The organism is Empedobacter sp. UBA7248 (genome assembly GCF_002472945.1).
Classification (GTDB): domain Bacteria; phylum Bacteroidota; class Bacteroidia; order Flavobacteriales; family Weeksellaceae; genus Empedobacter; species Empedobacter falsenii_C.
Genome location: NZ_DKSU01000006.1, coordinates 141,614 through 159,376 on the forward strand (window position 1 = coordinate 141,614; position 17,763 = coordinate 159,376).

Consider the following 17,763-nt stretch of genomic DNA (forward strand, 5'->3'; position numbering starts at 1 on the left):
TTTTTTCTAATTTCGAAATTCTAAAAACGAACTTCTAAAGTTTGTTTTTTTGTTTTGTTTGAAATGAAAAAGTCCACTTCGTGTTTGTTGTTTGTTTTGAAAATTAACTTGTTCAAGGTTAACTTTCGAGATTAATTTCGATTGGTTCAGGATCGAAATTGGTATTAGTTTGTTGTTTGTTTTTTTACTTAGTATTGAGATGTTAGATATTAGTATTTAGATTTTTTTCTAACTAATTTCTAACTTCAAAATTCCTTATTTTCATTCAATGTCAAGCTGAATTTAGTTCAGCTTCTCACTCTTTTAGAATGAGTTCCTGAAACGAGTTCAGGATGACAACTTTTATTGAGTATTTAGATGCTCGATTTTTCTCATATCTAACTTCTAATATCTCAAATCTATATTTACCCTCTAAAATATTCTACCGCATTTTTGAAGATATTCATATATCCATTTCCTGGAATGTTCTTGAATAATCCTTCTTCGTAACGCTCTGGATGCCCCATTCGTCCATATACTTTTCCACAAGGCGATACAATTCCTTCTACCGCAAACGTAGATCCATTTGGATTATAAGGCATTTTACCTGCTAATTTCCCATCCAAATCAACAAACTGAGTAGCGATTTGTCCTTTATCAATTAACTTTTCTAATTCAACCTCATTTGCTACGAAACGACCTTCTCCATGAGAAAATGGAATCCAGAATTCTTGTCCTTCCATTCCTTTCAACCAAGGTGAATGCGATTTATTCACTCTCACTTTCGCTAATTGTGTAATGTGACGACCAATTTCGTTGAACGTTAATGTTGGTGTATCTTCTTCTAAATCTTGAATACGTCCGTAAGGTAATAATCCTGATTTAATCAACGCTTGGAAACCATTACAGATTCCTAAAACCAAACCATCGCACTCTAATAAATTGTGAATTGCATTTATGATTTTCTCATTGCGTAAAACCGTTGCAATAAATTTACCTGATCCATCTGGCTCATCAGCAGCTGAGAAACCACCTGGTACAAAGAAAATATTAGCTTGATTGATTTCATTTACAAAAGCATCTACCGATTCTTCAACATCTTGTTGCGTTAAATTACGGAAAGGCAAAGTCGAAACAATTGCTCCTTCTCTACGGAACGCTTTTGCTGAATCATATTCTGAATTTGTTCCTGGGAAAATTGGAATAAATACTTTCGGGTTTTCCACTTTATGATCTGCGAAGGCAAAACAAATTTGTTCAGCTTTCAAATCTTTTTCCTCTACAACTGTTTCAGAAGTTGATTTGTATGGAAACAATGAATTGAATGTTTCTTTCCATTGTTGTTTCAATTCGTTCAAATTAATTTCTTCTCCATTAAAGTTGAATGAAGTTGAATCATTTGTCTGACCTAAAACATGGCAATTTTGAGCAATTTCAACAGGAATATTTAATTCTTCTGAATGTTCAATCACAATAGAAGCTGGATAATATTTTGCTAAATCTAAATCAGTCTTGATTTCAAATCCGATTTCATTACCAAAGGCCATATTCGCTACAGTTTCAGCAATTCCACCAAATTTAACCGTCATCATTGATTTTACATCATCATTAATTGTTCCGATAAAATCAAAAATAGCTTTTGTATTTGTTTCGTCGATTAAATAGTCTTCAGTCAACGTTGGAATAAAAACTGAAAGTTTAGAATTCTTTCCTACTAAAGTTCCTTGTACAATTTTTTCAGTCTTAGAAGGCGCAACTGCAAAAGAAATTAACGTTGGCGGAACATCAATATCTTGGTAAGAACCAGACATCGAATCTTTACCTCCAATAGCAGGAATTCCAAATTGTTTTTGTGCTTCAATCGTTCCTAATAAAGCCGCAAATGGTTTTCCCCAACGCGTTGCTTCATCACGTAATTTTTCAAAATATTCTTGAAAAGTTAAACGAATATCAGCGTAATTTCCACCAGCAGCAACAATTTTTGTCATCGAATCAATTACCGCGAAATAAGCTCCGTGATAATTTGACCAACGAGAAATTGTAGGATTATAACCAAATGAAGCAATAGAAACCGCATTTGTAAATCCGTCTGTTGGGAATTTTTGTACTGAAACATCTTCTGGCGTATCCATTGTTTGTCCACCAAAAGCATTTAAAATAGTAGAACGACCAACGTTATTGTCAAACATCTCTACCATACCTTTTTGCGACGCATGATTTAACTCTTGCATCATTGCAATAAACGCTTCTTTATTGAAAGCTTTATTCTCAAAAGGGTTTGTATATTCTTCGTCCGTAACTTCGATTTTAGCTTGTTTACGAACACCGTTTGTATCTAAAAATTTACGGTCTAATTCAACAATCTTTGTTCCTTTCCAAACCAAAGTCATTGTATCATCTCCCGTTACCTCAGCAACACAAGTCGCATCAAGATTTTCTTCTTTTGCTAATGCGATAAATGTTTCCACATCTTTTGCCTCAACCGCAACAGCCATACGTTCCTGAGATTCAGAAATCGCTAATTCTGTTCCGTTTAATCCAGCATATTTCAGTGGGACTAAATCTAAATTAACATTAATTCCGCGTGCAATTTCACCAATCGCAACAGAAACACCTCCCGCACCAAAATCGTTACATTTTTTGATTAATGCTAAAACGTCTGGATTACGGAATAAACGTTGAATTTTACGTTCAACAATTGCATTTCCTTTTTGAACTTCTGCTGATAAATCGTCTAATTTTAAACCATCATGTGTTTTAGATGACCCTGATGCTCCTCCTACTCCATCACGACCTGTTGCTCCACCTAATAAAATAATTCGGTCACCTGCAACGGGTTCTTCACGACGAACATATTCTTTTTTTACAGCTCCAGCCACAAAACCAACTTCCATGCGTTTTGCTTTGTACCCTTCGTCGTAAATTTCTTTCACAAAAGTTGTCGCTAAGCCAATTTGATTTCCGTACGAACTGTATCCGTTTGCTGCTTCTTTCGAAATTTTACGTTGTGGTAATTTACCTGGTAACGTTTCTTCAATTTTTTCTAAAGGATTTGCAGCTCCTGTAATACGCATCGCTTGGAAAACGTAAGAACGTCCACTCAAAGGGTCGCGAATTGCTCCACCAACACATGTCGAAGCTCCACCAAATGGCTCAACTTCTGTTGGGTGATTATGTGTTTCGTTTTTGAATTGTAATAACCATTCTTCTTCAACACCATCTACATCGATTGGAACGACAATAGAACATGCATTGATTTCTTCTGAAACATCAATATTTTTTACAACTCCTGTACGAGAAAGGTATTTTCCCATCACAGTTGCTAAATCCATCAAACGAATTGGTTTTGTAGTTCCTAATTCTTGACGAACTTGTTGGTAATAATCGAATGTTTTTTGAAGTGTTTCGTTAAATTTAGAATTAAATTGAACATCTGTAATCTCCGTCTCAAAAGTTGTATGACGACAGTGATCAGACCAATATGTATCTAAAACTTTTAACTCAGTTTCTGTTGGATTACGATTGATTGATTTGAAATAGTCTTGAATAAAAACTAAATCATCCATTTCTAAAGATAATCCGAATTGGTTGTAAATGTCTTGTAGTTTATTTTCGTCAGCAGAAATAAAACCTTCAATAATTGGAACTTCTGTTGCTTCTGGATTAGCTGGAATTTCCATTTTAGAAAGATCTTTCTCACGCGACTCAATTGGATTGATTAAGTAATCTTTTACTTTCTTTAAATCTTCCGCAGACAAATCATCATTGAAAACATATAATAAACCAGATTTTACGGTTACATTTTCAACATTCATCAACACTAAACATTGTTCCGAAGAATCATCGCGTTGATTATATTGACCTGGTAAAAATTCGGTTGCAAAATAATTTTTAGAATAAGGAATGCTTTCGTTAACTGCATCTTCTACGTATTTGAAAACAACGTCTGTCACAGGATCGACAAACACCTTATTTTGAACCTCTTGTAATTGGCTTTCTTCTATATTAAATAGATCATAAATAACAAAAACCTTGCACACAATTGTAGGTACAAGGTTTTTGAGTTCTATTGTAGTCTTCTGACTGATAACGTCAAAATTCGATTTCTTCTGAATGAAAAGTCTGTGGTTCATTGTATTGTTTGCTGTACTATTTGGTTTAATGTGTTTAAACCATTTGTATCATCTACATCAACAAACAAACTATTTTCTAACAAGAGTGGATCAAGACTCATTTTGTAGAAAAAAAATTCATTTGTAGTGGCAATTTTTTATGGTCTGCCGTAGAGACGCTCAACCTTATTATGAGCTATACAAATGTTGTAAACTTTAAAAACTAAATCACCTTTAAAAGTGAACTGCAAAATTAAACATTTTAATTAGTAAAATCAAATCTAAATCAACAATATTTTATTTAATTTTTTGGTTAAATATTTTTCTTAAAATTTAAGCATGATTATCAATCAAATGTCCCATTTTACAACAAAAAATCCTTATCAATTTTGATAAGGATTTTTCGTTTTCCGTAATTATCTTGTAATTGTCAAATCGTATTCGTTGTCTGATTCATCATATTTATATGATAATTTCATATTGAAATCTTGCATAAACTTTTTGCAAAACGTTTCAATATTTAATGAATCTGGAAAAGTAGCTTTGTTAACTGTCATAAACAAAGTTGTCCAACTTGTATTGTCTTTAAAAATTGTAGAGAATCTTTTCTCCCAATATGTTAAAAACTTTTCTTCTTTTTCATTGATTAATATCTCTTCCATTATACCTACTTTATAAACCAATTACAAATTTACAACTATTTCTAATCAAAACCATTTTTTCACGAATTATTAACGTTTTCAGCTTCTATCTTTCATTCAAAATTCGCAAACTTAAGATTCGCTTAAGATTCACTTTCTCATGTTAATAATCTATTAAATATCAAGACATTTGAACAATAATTCAAAAACAAAATGTTTACAAATAATTTAAAAGGACGTTACAGTATTTTACTATTTTTCAGTTCGTTATTTATTCTAATTTCATTTATTCTACGCCTAATTTTTGCGATTTGGGTAAAAAGTGATTTCGATTGGAATATCGGCTCGTTATTACACACTATTTTTTATGGATTAGTGTACGACATTAGTGTTGTAAGCTGTTTCACGTTATTCTTATCATTTTATTTTATGATTTTACCAAACAAATTCGTCAATTCTTTATTTGATCGAATTTTCGTGTATTTCGTTTATACATTGTATTTGGTAATCATTTATTTTACATTTTTTGCCGAAGTTACATTTTGGGACGAATTCAAAAGTCGATTCAATTTTATTGCAGTCGATTATTTAATTTATACATACGAAGTTGTCAAAAACATTCAAGAATCATATCCATTACCTGTTTTAATTGGCGGAATTGTGTTGATTACAGGCTTGACAATTTTCGTAACAAAAAAAGGTTATTTCTTCTACAATACATTTCATAACAAACCAAAAACAAGTCAAAAAGTTGGCGTTTTTGTGTTCAATTTATTACTTGCGGTTGGTTCATTATTCCTTTTAAACAACGATAGTAGTTCAACTTCTGAAAACCGATACAACAATGAAATTTCTAAAGCTGGAATCTTTTCATTCTTTTCAGCTTTCCGAAATAATCACTTAAAATACGACGAACATTATAAATCTATTCCGATTGAAGATGCTTTTGCAGTAATGAAATCTGAATTGCAAGATTCGAAAACTGTTTTCGATCAACAATTCAAAAATCCAATACGAAGAACAATTTTAGCGAGTAATCCGTCACAAGCAGAACAAAAACCAAACGTGATTTTTGTGTTGATGGAAAGTATGAGCGCTTCATTTTTGCAAGAGCAATTCAACGGAAAATCAATCACTCCAAACCTTAATGATATTGCAAATAACAGCATCTATTTTTCGAATATGTATGCTAACGGAACGCGTACTGTACGCGGAATGGAAGCTGTTACATTATCAATTCCGCCTACTCCTGGAAACAGTATTGTGAAACGTGTTGATAATCAAAATTTATATACGATTTCGAACGTTTTCAAAGCAAAAGGTTATCACAATATGTTCTTTTATGGTGGCGATGGTTATTTTGATAATATGAATGCGTTTTATGGTGGAAATGGCTTTGACATTTACGATCGCGGTCGTGGTAGCGTTTTGAGTGATAAAATCAATACTAATCGTTTCAATATTAATGATGATGAAGTTAATTTTGAAAATGCTTGGGGAATTGCCGACGATGATATTTACAGAAAAGTAATCAAAGTTGCCGATGAAAAATACAAAACAAAACAACCCTTTTTTGCTTTCGTAATGTCAACTTCTAACCACAAACCTTATACATACGAAGATGGAAAAATTGATATTCCGTCTGGAACTGGTCGTCCTGGTGCTGTAAAATATGCCGATTATGCGATTGGAGATTTAATTGCAAAAGCGAAAACAAAACCTTGGTTCAGCAATACCGTTTTTGTGTTTATTGCCGATCACTGTGCAAGTAGCGCGGGTAAAGATGCGATTGATGTAAAAAATCATCATATTCCTGCATTTATTTATAATTTGAAATCGCATGCCAACGAAAATGTCACAAAAGAAGTTTCTCAAATCGATATTTTCCCAACATTATTTTCGTTGTTCAATTGGAAATATACATCTCAATTTTACGGAAAAGACATTTTCGATCCGCAATACAAATCGCGTTCTTTTGTTGGTACATATATTAAATTAGGAATGAAAAAAGGTGAAGATGTTTCGATTTTATCCGATCAAAAGAAAATTAATCAATACAAATGGATTAATAAAAATTTAATCGATACAAAGGTTGATCCTATTTTCGAGCGTTCTATCATATCTAATTATCAAACAGCCGATTATTTATTTAGCAATCATTTATTAAATGAAAAATAAAATCATTTTTATCATCAATCCAATTGCGGGAAAGGGAAAAGGACGAATGATTGAAACTGAAATTCAAAGTTATTTTAATCAAAAAAATGTTGAATTCGAAACATTTTTGACTGAAAGTATTGGTCATGCAACTGAAATTACAAATCAAGTTCTAACAAAAAATCCTGATATAATAGTAGCTTGTGGCGGCGACGGAACAATAAACGAAGTCGCTCAAGCTTTGGTTGGTAGCAATGTTGCTTTGGGAATTATTCCGATTGGCTCTGGAAATGGATTAGCTGCTAATTTGCATATTCCTAAATCTACTGAAAAAGCTTTTGAAATGATTCTGAATGCAAAAATCAATAAAATTGATGCAGGAAAAATCAACGAAAAATACTTTTTCAGCAATATGGGATTGGGAATTGATGCAGATGTGATTAACAATTACGCACAAACCAAAACAAGAAACTTTTTGGGATATGTAACCGCCAGTACAAAAGCAATTTTCAACTTTCAACCGAAAAAATTTAGCATCGAATTAGACAACGAACATACATTAGATGATGATTTCTACTTTGTGTTCTGCTCCAACTCTAACGAAGCGGGTTACGGAATCTCATTTTCGCCCAATGCAAAATTAAATGATGGAAAATTAGACTTTCTTGCGGTAAAAAAGCTTAATTTTATCCAACAAATTCAGTTTTCAGCGAATGTTTTAGGAAAACGAATTGAAAAAATGAAGCAAGCAAAAGTATTGCAAGTTAATTCAGTAAAATTCAATTCCAAACAAACAAAAACCATTGCACAAGTTGATGGTGAAGCTGTTATTTTTAACCAAAAATCTATTGAAGTTTCGATTGTTCCGAATGCTTTAAATGTTATTGTTCCAAATTAGAAAATGAACAAACCAAAAGTTTTAATTGTTGAAGATGAATTGGGAATTGCCAATTTTATGCTTCAAGGTTTAGAAGAAGAAAATTTATCGCCAACGCACTGTTTAAGCGGCGAAGATGCCTTAGTGAAAATAAATAACGAGAAATTTGATGTTGTTTTATTGGATTGGATGATGTTAAATATTTCTGGATTAGAAGTTTGTCAAACAACGCGATCTACTGAAAATCCAAATAAAAAAACGCCCATTATTTTCATTACAGCGAAAGATACAGTTCAAGATACAATTGAAGGTTTGAATGCTGGTGCAAATGATTACATCAAAAAACCATTTGATTTCAATGAATTAGTAGCGCGAATTAACGTTTATCTTCGTCAAAATGAATCGAATAACCTTTTGAATTTCGGAAATATTTCATTAAATACAGAAACACATCAAACTTTTTTAGACAATAATTTAGTTGAATTAACACTAAAAGAATTTCAACTTTTAGCTTATCTATTCAAAAATAAAAACCGAATTTGTACACGCAAAGAAATCATTGAAAACGTTTGGGATATTCATTTTGAATACGATACAAGTGTGATTGATGTTTTTATTAATGCGATTCGTAAAAAATTGAATCTAAAAAAAGACGATCCGCGCTTACATACCATTCGTGGCGCTGGTTACATTTCTAAAGATGCTTAAAAAATTTTCAGTAAAAAATAGAATTGCGCTTTTTTATAGCCTTACTTTTTCGGTAATTTTACTGATTATCTTTTATTTAATTTATTTTTCTGTAAACCGAGGCATCAACAAAACGATGTACGAAACGTTGGAGGAAGAAATCAATAGTCACGTTGATTATGTTTTACACGAACCAACATTAGAGAACTTTGTTCAACCGCGCGAATGGGAAGAAGTTGAACATACAGACATTGCACTGAATCCTGTTTTTATATCGATTTATAATAAAAATTTCAAATTAATTGAGAGCTCTCCGAATATGGTGCAAAATCAATTGGATTGGAACAATGAAGAACCAGAAAATAAGCCTTTTTACGCTGAATATAATTCAATTCAGTTATTAATTTCTCAAGCAAAATTGATTCATCACGGCGAAGTTGTGGGATATTTGGTCGTCGGAGTTTCGACAAAACACAATCAATTGGCGCTAGATTATTTGAAAACTGCCTTACTTATTATCTTTCCTATTTCGGTTTTATTGACGTTTCTTTTAGCTCGTTTTATTGCTGCTAAATCGATTAAACCTGTCTTCAATGTGATTCATACAGCGCAGTCTATCACAGAAAATAATCTTTCAGAACGCATTCAATTACCTAAAAATAAAGATGAATTATTTCAACTTTCAACGACAATAAATTCACTGTTAGATCGATTAGAGTTTCAAATTTTAAAAGCTAAACAGTTTTCGGCTGACGCTTCACATGAACTTCGAACACCTTTAGCAATTATAAAAGGAACATTGGAAATTTTGATTCGACGCGAACGTACGCCTGAACAATATAATGAAAAAATAGATTACACATTGAAACAAGTGAATCGTTTGGATCGTTTGGTGGAACAATTTTTATTGCTTTCTCGTGTCGAAAATAATAGTTTGGAGTTAAAAACTTCATTATTTGAACTAAAATCAGAAGTTTTAAAATCAATTGAACGTTTTGATGTTTTGTTACAAGAAAAACAAATTTCTGTCGATACGGAACAACTTCAAGCTTATGAAATTAATAATTACCAAGAATTTTTTGAGATTATTATAGATAACATTTTATCAAATGCCATAAAGTATTCGAACTTAAAAGGTCAAATCACAATTCTTTCTAACATCGAAAATGATTGCTATGAATTGATTTTTGAAGACAATGGAATTGGAATGAATCAAGAAGATTTAAAATTTGTTCAAGAACGATTTTTCCGTATTAAAAATGATTCAACACTCCATATTTCTGGTTCTGGATTAGGACTAAATATTGCAACACAATTAGCTAAAATGTCTGACATTAAAATGCGAATTGAGAGTTCTCAAAATATTGGAACTAAAATTATTTTAACGTTGAATATTGAAAATTTTTAAGTAACTTCAATTCATCTAAAAATATCAAAATGAACCAACACGAATATACCAACGGAGAAATTATTATAATCTGGAAGCCTGAATTATGTCAACATGCAGGTATTTGCGTAAAACTACTTCCAAATGTATATAATCCGAAAGAAAAACCTTGGCTAAAACCAGAAAATGCAAGTAGTGATGAACTTATCAAACAAGTTCACCAATGTCCTTCAGGTGCGTTGAGTATAAAGAAGTAAAATTTTATCAATATTTAATGTTCCGATGTAGCTAATCTTTAGCTCCCCTCCGATTTCTTATTAATTAAATAAACTTCGTATATTCGCAGAATCAAAATTTAAGTAAGATACAATGTAAAAAATAATTTCTTTCAGACAAATCAGAACAACAACCTCAAAACGGTTGCTGTATTGTTTCACTTCTAAAGAAAGGAATTATGCTTACTTTACAAAATATTTCATATCAACATCCAAACAAGGATATACTGTTTAGCGACATTAATTTAACAGTACAAAATCAAGAAAAAATTGCTTTAATTGGTAATAATGGAGTAGGAAAATCTACTTTATTAAAAATTATCGCCAAAAAAAGTCAACCATCAAACGGAATAATAAACGTTGAAACCGAACCTTATTATGTTCCACAAATTTTCGGACAATTCGATCAGTTAACAATCGCTCAAGTACTGAAAATTGAAGATAAATTAAGTGCATTGCACGATATTTTAAAAGGAAACACAAGTGAAGATAATTTCAATTCACTCGATGATGATTGGACAATCGAAGACCGTTGCAATGAAGCATTAAGTTATTGGCAACTCAATAATTTAGACTTATCCAAAAAAATGGAAACTCTAAGTGGTGGACAAAAAACAAAGGTTTTTTTAGCTGGAATTTCCATTCATCAGCCCGAATTAATTTTATTGGATGAACCTAGCAATCATCTCGATAATGTAAGCCGTCAACTTTTATACGATCTAGTTCTCGATACAAAAAGCACGTTAATCATCGTAAGCCACGACAGAAAACTTCTAAACCTTCTAAATAGTGTTTATGAGTTAAGTAAACACGGGATTAAAGTTTATGGTGGAAATTACGACTTTTATAAAGCTCAAAAACAGATTGAAAACAATGCCTTGAGTCAAGATATTCAAAACAAAGAAAAAGCATTGCGAAAAGCCAAAGATAAAGAACGAGATACTTTAGAACGGCAACAAAAATTGGATAATCGTGGAAAAAGTAAACAAGAAAAATCAGGTGTTGCTCGAATAATGATGAACACTTTGCGAAATAATGCCGAAAATAGTACATCAAAATTAAAAGATGTTCATGCAGAAAAAATTAATGGAATTTCTCAGGATTTACAAACGCTTCGCTCCTCTTTATCACCTTTAGATAAAATGAAATTTGGTTTTGATCATTCAGACTTGCACAAAGGAAAAGTTTTACTTACCGCAACTAACATTAACTTTGGTTATAACGATAAACTGATTTGGGAAAATAACTTAAATTTTGAGATTATAAGTCGTGAACGCATTGCATTAAAAGGAAAAAACGGTTCAGGAAAAACCACATTGATAAAGCTTATTTTAGGAAAGATAAAACCGCAAAAAGGAACAATTTATCGAGCAGAAAATAAATCTATTTACATTGACCAAGATTATTCGTTACTTAATAATAAACTAGAAGTTTATGAGCAAGCACAACAATTCAATACCTCAGCATTACAAGAACATGAAATCAAGATTCGTTTAAACCGATTTTTGTTTTCAAAAGATGATTGGGAGAAACCTTGTTTAACGTTAAGTGGTGGTGAAAGAATGCGTTTATTACTTTGTTGTCTAACCATTAGCAACAAAGCTCCTGACATGATTATTTTGGACGAACCTACCAATAATTTAGATATTCAGAACATTGAAATTTTGACAAAAGCCATAAACGAATATCAAGGAACGTTAATCGTTGTATCACACGACGAAGCATTTTTGGAGCAAATAAAAATAGAACGGACGATTGATTTATAAAACTTGCAATAGATTCAAAAGTTACTCAATCCTACATTTGATGTGTTATTGAAATTTTTGAAAAAGTTGGAAGAAGAAAAAAATAATGAGTTTATAAAAGCTATATGTATAAAAACAATACCTTCGTTGTTCACAAGTAATGAAAATGCATTCAATTTTAATCATAGACGATGAAACAAAAATCAGAACACTCCTAGCTCGAATTCTCGAATTAGAAGGTTTTGAAATACATCAAGCTGAAGATTTAAAATCAGGGCTTAAGAAAATTAAAACACTTACTCCTGAAGTTATTTTATGTGATGTAAAATTACCTGATGGTAATGGAGTTGAGTTTGCAAAAGAAGTCAAAGAAAAATTTCCTTTGATAGAAATTATTCTGCTTACTGCTTATGGAAATATTCCTGATGGCGTTCAAGCCATTAAAAACGGAGCTTTTGATTATATTACGAAAGGTGACGATAACAATCGTATTTTACCTTTGTTGTATAGAGCTTTGGATCGTGTGAAATATAATAAAGAGAATGAAATTTCTCAAGAAACAACATCAACAAAATTAGATAGTAATTTATTATTGGGTAAATCTCCAATTTTTGAACACGCTTTAAAATTAGCTCAAAAAGTTGCACCTACAAATGCTACCGTTCTTTTAACGGGTGAAACAGGTACCGGAAAAGAGGTTTTTGCGACAGCTATACATCAATCAAGTTTGCGTAAAGACCAAAATTTTGTTGCTATTAACTGTTCTGCTTTTAGTAAAGACTTATTAGAAAGTGAATTATTTGGTCATAAAGCAGGTGCGTTTACAGGCGCAATGAAAGATCAAAAAGGTTTGTTTGAAGAAGCTCATTTAGGAACTATTTTTTTAGATGAAATTGGCGAAATGGCTTTGGATTTACAAGCAAAATTATTGCGAGTTTTAGAATCGGGTGAGTTTATTAAAATCGGCGAAACAAAACCTACTAAAGTTGATGTACGAATTATTGCAGCCACTAACCGAAATTTGGAAAAGGAAATTGCAAACGGAACATTTCGCGAAGATTTATTTTATCGAATTTCTGTGTTCCATATCGAGTTACCTTCCTTACGTGAACGCGTTTCGGATATCGAACTAATCGTGAATCAGTTTATAAAACACTTTAATCACTATTATCAAAAAAATATAAAATCTATCAATCAGGAAGCTTTACTTTTTCTAAAAAAATATTCGTGGCCAGGAAATATTCGTGAATTAAAAAATACGATCGAACGTGCTATTATTTTGTCGGAAAATGAAGAACTTTCTACAAATGATTTTCCTTCATTTATTCAAACAAGCGAAATTGATCAGAACGAAAATTCATTAGAATTAGCTTTAATGGAAAAAAAACATATTCAGAAAGTTTTAAAATTTACAAAAGGTAACAAAACAAAAACGGCAGAATTATTAGGTATTGGCTTAACAACGCTTTATCGAAAAATAGCCGAATATGAACTGAATTAATATAAAATACTTTATCATAATGAAAATAAACCCTTCCATTTTGGAAGGGTTTTTTATTTGAGTAAAAATCTATAAAAACATAACGTATTGATTTTGTTTCGTCTAATTAATTCTAATTGCTTTGGCATTTTGATTGGCTTATGTAGAGAAATTTAAAAATCTACAAAATGAAAATGAAACAAACGATTTCATTAGATGAAGTCAAAGAACTTAAAAGTAAAGTACTGCAAAACATTTTAGATAATAATCCAGCACGTGTAAAACAGCTATGTTATAGTGTAGGAAAATTGTTTTCAAAAACAAATGATTTGGGTAAAACATACATCAATAATCTGTTTATACTACCCGTTACTTTGATGATTGAAGCGGATTTCAAAAACCGAAAACAATTTTTGAATTTGTTTCCAATGAATTTGAAATCAGAATACGTTAAACAAATTTATCATTCAGGAATATGATAACAATTGTATTACTATTAGCTGGGATTTTATGTTTTGGAGTATTCTTCAAATCCATTGACTTTTTTGATAATATATAATTCATTCACCATGATTTTCTTATTACTCATCGCTATTGCTTTGTTTGTTTACTTAGTATATGTGCTATTAAAACCCGAAAAATTTTAAACTTAATTATTCGTAAAAATGAATTCAGAAATATTTGGCGTTATCGTACAATTTTTAGTTGCGATCGCTCTTTCCATTCCGTTAGGAAATTACATTGCAAAAGTGTATCTCAATAAACCAACTTTTTTAGACCGATTAATTTCCCCAATAGAAAAGTTGTTATTCAAAATATCAGGTATCAATTCGGAGGAGCAGATGAATTGGAAACAACATTTAAGTGCATTGTTAACGATTAATTTGATTTGGTTTGTCATTGGATTTATTCTATTAATGACACAAGGTTTGTTGCCTTTTAATCCAGATAAAAATCCAAGTATGAGCCCTGACTTGGCTTTCAATACGATTATTTCGTTTGTGGTGAATTGTAATTTACAACACTATTCAGGAGAAACAGGCGTAAGTTATTTAGCACAATTATGGCTGATGTTTTTACAATTTGTGAGTGCAGCAACTGGTATGGCAGCAGCAGTTACATTATTTGAAGCTTTTCGACAAAAAACAACGAAAACTTTAGGTAATTTTTATACCTATTTCATCAAATCTATTACGCGTATTTTATTGCCATTATGTGTAATTGTATCTTCAATCTTAATTTTTCAAGGAACTCTAATGACATTTGAAGGAAAAGATAAAATGATGACTTTAGAAGGAAATAAAGTGGAAGTTTCTCGAGGACCTGCAGCAGCTTTTATAGCCATAAAACATCTAGGAACAAATGGAGGCGGATTCTTTGGAACCAACTCTGCACACCCATTCGAAAACCCAACATATATAAGTAATATGACGGAAATGATTGCACAAATGCTAATTCCGTTGGCGATGTTATTTGCCTTTGGCGTTTATACAAATCGCAGAAAATTCGCTTGGATGATGTTTGGTGTAATGACTGTAGGCTTTCTATGTTTAACGATTCCGAATGTTTACATGGAATCGCAAGGAAATCCAATGATTGAAAAACTCGGTATTAATAATTCATTAGGTGCAATGGAAGGTAAAGAAGTTCGAATTGGTTCTGCCGCTTCAGGATTTTGGAGCATCGCAACAACCGTTATTTCTACAGGTTCAGTCAATTCTATGCACGATAGTACAATGCCATTATCTGGAATGAACGAATTGTTAGCTATGATGATCAACAGTGTTTATGGAGGTGTGGGAGTTGGTATTTTAAACTTCTTTGTATTTGTAATTTTAGCGGTATTTATTAGTGGATTGATGGTTGGTAGAACACCTGAAATTTTTGGAAAAAAAATAGAAGCCAAAGAAATGAAAATCGCCATGATGATTACCCTTTTACATCCATTCTTGATTTTAGTAGGAACAGCTTTGGCTGCTGGAATACCAAGTGAAACACTATCAACCTTAAACAACTCTTCGTATCATGGATTTAGTGAAATGTTATATGAATTTACTTCATCTGCTGCAAATAACGGTTCTGGTTTCGAAGGCTTAGGAGACAACACTCCATTTTGGAATATCGCAACTGGTTTTGTATTGATTTTAGGACGATTCTTACCTATAATTGGTCCTGTTGCAATTGCTGGATTATTAGCAAAAAAACATTTTGTCCCAGAAGGTTCAGGAACTTTAGCAACCGATACAGCAACTTTTGGAAGTATTGTTTTTGCCATCATCTTAATTGTTGCAGCCTTAGCATTTTTTCCTGCTTTAACCTTAGGACCCATTGCAGATTATTTTTCAACTCCAAAATTTTAGAAAATGACACGAGAAAATAAAACCAATTTATTTGAAAAAACATTGGTACAAACAGCTTTCAAAGAAGCTTTCATCAAACTAAATCCAGCAACTTTATATAAAAACCCTGTCATGTTTGCTGTAGAAATTGGTACTGCAATTATGTTAGGAGTTTGTTTTTGGATTCTTTTAGGTGAAACATCTCAAGGTAGTTTTGGGTATAATTTTTCAATTTTCATCTTACTTCTTTTTACATTGTTATTTGCCAATTTTGCTGAAGCAATTGCCGAAGCAAGAGGAAAAGCTCAAGCCGACAGTTTACGTAAAACACGAGAAGAAACGCCTGCAAAATTAGAAAATGGTGAAACGATTTCATCCTCTGCTCTAATCAAAGATATGATGTTCATCTGTGAAGCTGGAGATATAATTCCAACCGATGGTGAAATTATAGAAGGTTTAGCAACGATCGACGAAAGTGCTATTACTGGAGAAAGCGCGCCTGTAATTCGTGAAGCTGGAGGTGATAAAAGTTCGGTTACTGGAGGAACAAAAGTTCTTTCGGATCGAATTAAAGTCAAAGTTACGACACAACCAGGAGAAAGCTTTTTAGATAAAATGATTGCATTAGTTGAAGGTGCAAATCGTCAGAAATCACCAAATGAAATTGCTTTAACCATTTTACTAGCTGCTTTTACATTAGTATTTGTCATAGTTATGGTTACCCTAAAACCATTCGCTGATTATGCAAATGTTCCCATTACAATTGGCGCTTTAATCTCATTATTTGTATGTTTAATTCCAACCACTATTGGTGGTTTATTATCCGCAATCGGAATTGCTGGAATGGACAGAGCTTTGCGCGCAAATGTCATTACAAAAAGTGGAAAAGCAGTGGAAACAGCAGGCGATATAGATGTTTTATTATTGGATAAAACAGGAACCATTACAATCGGAAATCGTAAAGCAACAGCTTTATATCCTGCAATTGGAATAGAAATGGAAGCTTTAGAAAAAGCAGCAGTGCTTAGTTCGATGAGTGATGAAACTCCAGAAGGAAAATCAATTGTAGAATTAGTTCAAATAGATCCATTAAAATACGCAATTCAATATCCTATTTTTATCAATTTTAGCGCAGAAACACGTTGTTCAGGAATTGATTTTGATCAAACTCGTATTCGAAAAGGAGCTGTAGATGCTATCAAAAATTTGGTTGAAAATGTTGGAAATACTTTTCCAAACGAAATTCAAATGAAAGCCAATGAGATTGCTCAAAATGGAGGAACACCTTTAGTTGTTTCTCAAAATGAACAAGTTTTAGGAGTTATCGAATTACAAGACATTATCAAACCTGGAATTCAAGAACGCTTTGCTCGTTTACGTAAAATGGGAATCAAAACGGTTATGGTAACAGGTGATAATCCTATGACTGCAAAATTTATCGCAGAAAAAGCAGGTGTAGATGATTTTATTGCGGAAGCAAAACCGGAGGATAAAATGAATTACATCAAAAAAGAACAAACCGAAGGTCGTTTGGTTGCGATGATGGGCGATGGTACAAATGACGCTCCTGCTCTAGCGCAAGCTAATGTTGGTGTAGCCATGAACAGCGGTACGCAAGCAGCAAAAGAAGCCGGAAATATGGTGGATTTAGATAATGATCCAACCAAATTAATTGAAGTTGTTGAAATTGGAAAACAATTATTAATGACGCGCGGAACCTTAACAACCTTTAGTATTGCCAACGATGTAGCAAAATATTTTGCCATCATACCCGCTTTATTTATTACAGCAATTCCAGCCTTACAAGGATTGAACATCATGAATTTACATAGTCCCGAAACCGCTATTTTATCGGCTGTTATTTTCAATGCGATTATTATTCCTTTCTTAATTCCATTAGCATTAAAAGGTGTTCCATACAAACCAATTGGAGCAAGTGCACTTTTGAGAAGAAATTTACTGATTTATGGAATTGGAGGAATCATCGTTCCATTTATCGGAATAAAACTAATCGACATCTTTATTTCCATATTCTTTTAATTAATGTAATGAGCTGTTTTGAAGGAGTTCAATATTCTATTAAT

The 17,763-nt window shown here is 32.1% G+C and carries 13 protein-coding genes and 1 riboswitch; of the genes, 11 read left to right on the forward strand and 2 right to left on the reverse strand.

Annotated features, from left to right (window positions below; all coding sequences use genetic code 11):
- Window positions 1-404: 404 nt before the first annotated feature.
- Both B4A23_RS05395 and B4A23_RS05400 read right to left on the reverse strand, forming a co-directional pair.
- Window positions 405-4,112: a phosphoribosylformylglycinamidine synthase gene (locus tag B4A23_RS05395; protein ID WP_291117763.1), complete on the reverse strand. Its 3,708-nt coding sequence runs from the start codon at window positions 4,110-4,112 to the stop codon at window positions 405-407.
- 104 nt (window positions 4,113-4,216) lie between these two features.
- Window positions 4,217-4,315: riboswitch (purine riboswitch) on the reverse strand.
- Window positions 4,316-4,507: 192 nt separating this feature from the next.
- Window positions 4,508-4,753: a hypothetical protein gene (locus B4A23_RS05400; RefSeq protein WP_038332385.1), complete on the reverse strand. Its 246-nt coding sequence runs from the start codon at window positions 4,751-4,753 to the stop codon at window positions 4,508-4,510.
- A 192-nt stretch (window positions 4,754-4,945) separates the two neighbouring features.
- Here B4A23_RS05400 and B4A23_RS05405 point away from each other — a divergent pair, with 192 nt between their 5' ends.
- From B4A23_RS05405 to kdpB, 11 genes are all read left to right on the forward strand, one after another.
- The gene (locus B4A23_RS05405) at window positions 4,946-6,910 is read left to right on the forward strand and encodes an LTA synthase family protein (protein WP_291117766.1); all 1,965 of its coding nucleotides are present in this window, start codon (window positions 4,946-4,948) and stop codon (window positions 6,908-6,910) included.
- The gene (locus tag B4A23_RS05410) at window positions 6,900-7,787 is read left to right on the forward strand and encodes a diacylglycerol/lipid kinase family protein (protein WP_291117769.1); all 888 of its coding nucleotides are present in this window, start codon (window positions 6,900-6,902) and stop codon (window positions 7,785-7,787) included. The genes B4A23_RS05405 and B4A23_RS05410 overlap by 11 nt, the downstream gene beginning before the upstream one ends.
- A 3-nt stretch (window positions 7,788-7,790) precedes the next feature.
- Entirely contained in the window at window positions 7,791-8,474 is a 684-nt protein-coding gene (locus tag B4A23_RS05415; protein ID WP_291117772.1) for a response regulator transcription factor, read from the forward strand.
- On the forward strand, window positions 8,467-9,861 hold the full coding sequence (locus B4A23_RS05420; RefSeq protein ID WP_291117775.1) for a sensor histidine kinase: 1,395 nt from the start codon (window positions 8,467-8,469) through the stop codon (window positions 9,859-9,861). The genes B4A23_RS05415 and B4A23_RS05420 overlap by 8 nt, the downstream gene beginning before the upstream one ends.
- A gap of 29 nt (window positions 9,862-9,890) precedes the next feature.
- Window positions 9,891-10,097: a (4Fe-4S)-binding protein gene (locus tag B4A23_RS05425; protein ID WP_291117778.1), complete on the forward strand. Its 207-nt coding sequence runs from the start codon at window positions 9,891-9,893 to the stop codon at window positions 10,095-10,097.
- A gap of 197 nt (window positions 10,098-10,294) precedes the next feature.
- Window positions 10,295-11,881 (forward strand): ribosomal protection-like ABC-F family protein, encoded by a 1,587-nt coding sequence (gene abc-f / locus B4A23_RS05430; RefSeq protein ID WP_291117780.1) that lies wholly within the window; start codon window positions 10,295-10,297, stop codon window positions 11,879-11,881.
- 139 nt (window positions 11,882-12,020) lie between these two features.
- Window positions 12,021-13,361, forward strand: coding sequence for a sigma-54-dependent transcriptional regulator (locus B4A23_RS05435; protein ID WP_291117783.1), 1,341 nt, complete (start codon window positions 12,021-12,023; stop codon window positions 13,359-13,361).
- Window positions 13,362-13,528: 167 nt separating this feature from the next.
- On the forward strand, window positions 13,529-13,819 hold the full coding sequence (locus B4A23_RS05440; RefSeq protein ID WP_114999274.1) for a DUF7674 family protein: 291 nt from the start codon (window positions 13,529-13,531) through the stop codon (window positions 13,817-13,819).
- Between the two features lie 90 nt (window positions 13,820-13,909).
- Window positions 13,910-13,987, forward strand: coding sequence for a K(+)-transporting ATPase subunit F (kdpF, locus tag B4A23_RS16550; RefSeq protein WP_084106879.1), 78 nt, complete (start codon window positions 13,910-13,912; stop codon window positions 13,985-13,987).
- A gap of 18 nt (window positions 13,988-14,005) precedes the next feature.
- Window positions 14,006-15,700 (forward strand): potassium-transporting ATPase subunit KdpA, encoded by a 1,695-nt coding sequence (gene kdpA / locus B4A23_RS05445; protein ID WP_291117785.1) that lies wholly within the window; start codon window positions 14,006-14,008, stop codon window positions 15,698-15,700.
- A 3-nt stretch (window positions 15,701-15,703) separates the two neighbouring features.
- Complete coding sequence (gene kdpB / locus B4A23_RS05450) at window positions 15,704-17,719, forward strand: potassium-transporting ATPase subunit KdpB (RefSeq protein ID WP_291117789.1); 2,016 nt, start codon at window positions 15,704-15,706, stop codon at window positions 17,717-17,719.
- Window positions 17,720-17,763: the final 44 nt, after the last annotated feature.

What these genes read in the sequence shown, in the direction of transcription:
- B4A23_RS05395 (WP_291117763.1), bottom strand. Translation starts at nt 4,112, where the DNA reads ATGAACCACAGACTTTTCATTCAGAAGAAATCGAATTTTGACGTTATC.
- B4A23_RS05400 (WP_038332385.1), bottom strand. Translation starts at nt 4,753, where the DNA reads ATGGAAGAGATATTAATCAATGAAAAAGAAGAAAAGTTTTTAACATAT.
- B4A23_RS05435 (WP_291117783.1), top strand. Translation starts at nt 12,021, where the DNA reads ATGAAAATGCATTCAATTTTAATCATAGACGATGAAACAAAAATCAGA.
- kdpF (WP_084106879.1), top strand. Translation starts at nt 13,910, where the DNA reads ATGATTTTCTTATTACTCATCGCTATTGCTTTGTTTGTTTACTTAGTA.
- B4A23_RS05425 (WP_291117778.1), top strand. Translation starts at nt 9,891, where the DNA reads ATGAACCAACACGAATATACCAACGGAGAAATTATTATAATCTGGAAG.
- kdpA (WP_291117785.1), top strand. Translation starts at nt 14,006, where the DNA reads ATGAATTCAGAAATATTTGGCGTTATCGTACAATTTTTAGTTGCGATC.
- kdpB (WP_291117789.1), top strand. Translation starts at nt 15,704, where the DNA reads ATGACACGAGAAAATAAAACCAATTTATTTGAAAAAACATTGGTACAA.
- B4A23_RS05415 (WP_291117772.1), top strand. Translation starts at nt 7,791, where the DNA reads ATGAACAAACCAAAAGTTTTAATTGTTGAAGATGAATTGGGAATTGCC.
- B4A23_RS05420 (WP_291117775.1), top strand. Translation starts at nt 8,467, where the DNA reads ATGCTTAAAAAATTTTCAGTAAAAAATAGAATTGCGCTTTTTTATAGC.
- abc-f (WP_291117780.1), top strand. Translation starts at nt 10,295, where the DNA reads ATGCTTACTTTACAAAATATTTCATATCAACATCCAAACAAGGATATA.
- B4A23_RS05410 (WP_291117769.1), top strand. Translation starts at nt 6,900, where the DNA reads ATGAAAAATAAAATCATTTTTATCATCAATCCAATTGCGGGAAAGGGA.
- B4A23_RS05405 (WP_291117766.1), top strand. Translation starts at nt 4,946, where the DNA reads ATGTTTACAAATAATTTAAAAGGACGTTACAGTATTTTACTATTTTTC.
- B4A23_RS05440 (WP_114999274.1), top strand. Translation starts at nt 13,529, where the DNA reads ATGAAAATGAAACAAACGATTTCATTAGATGAAGTCAAAGAACTTAAA.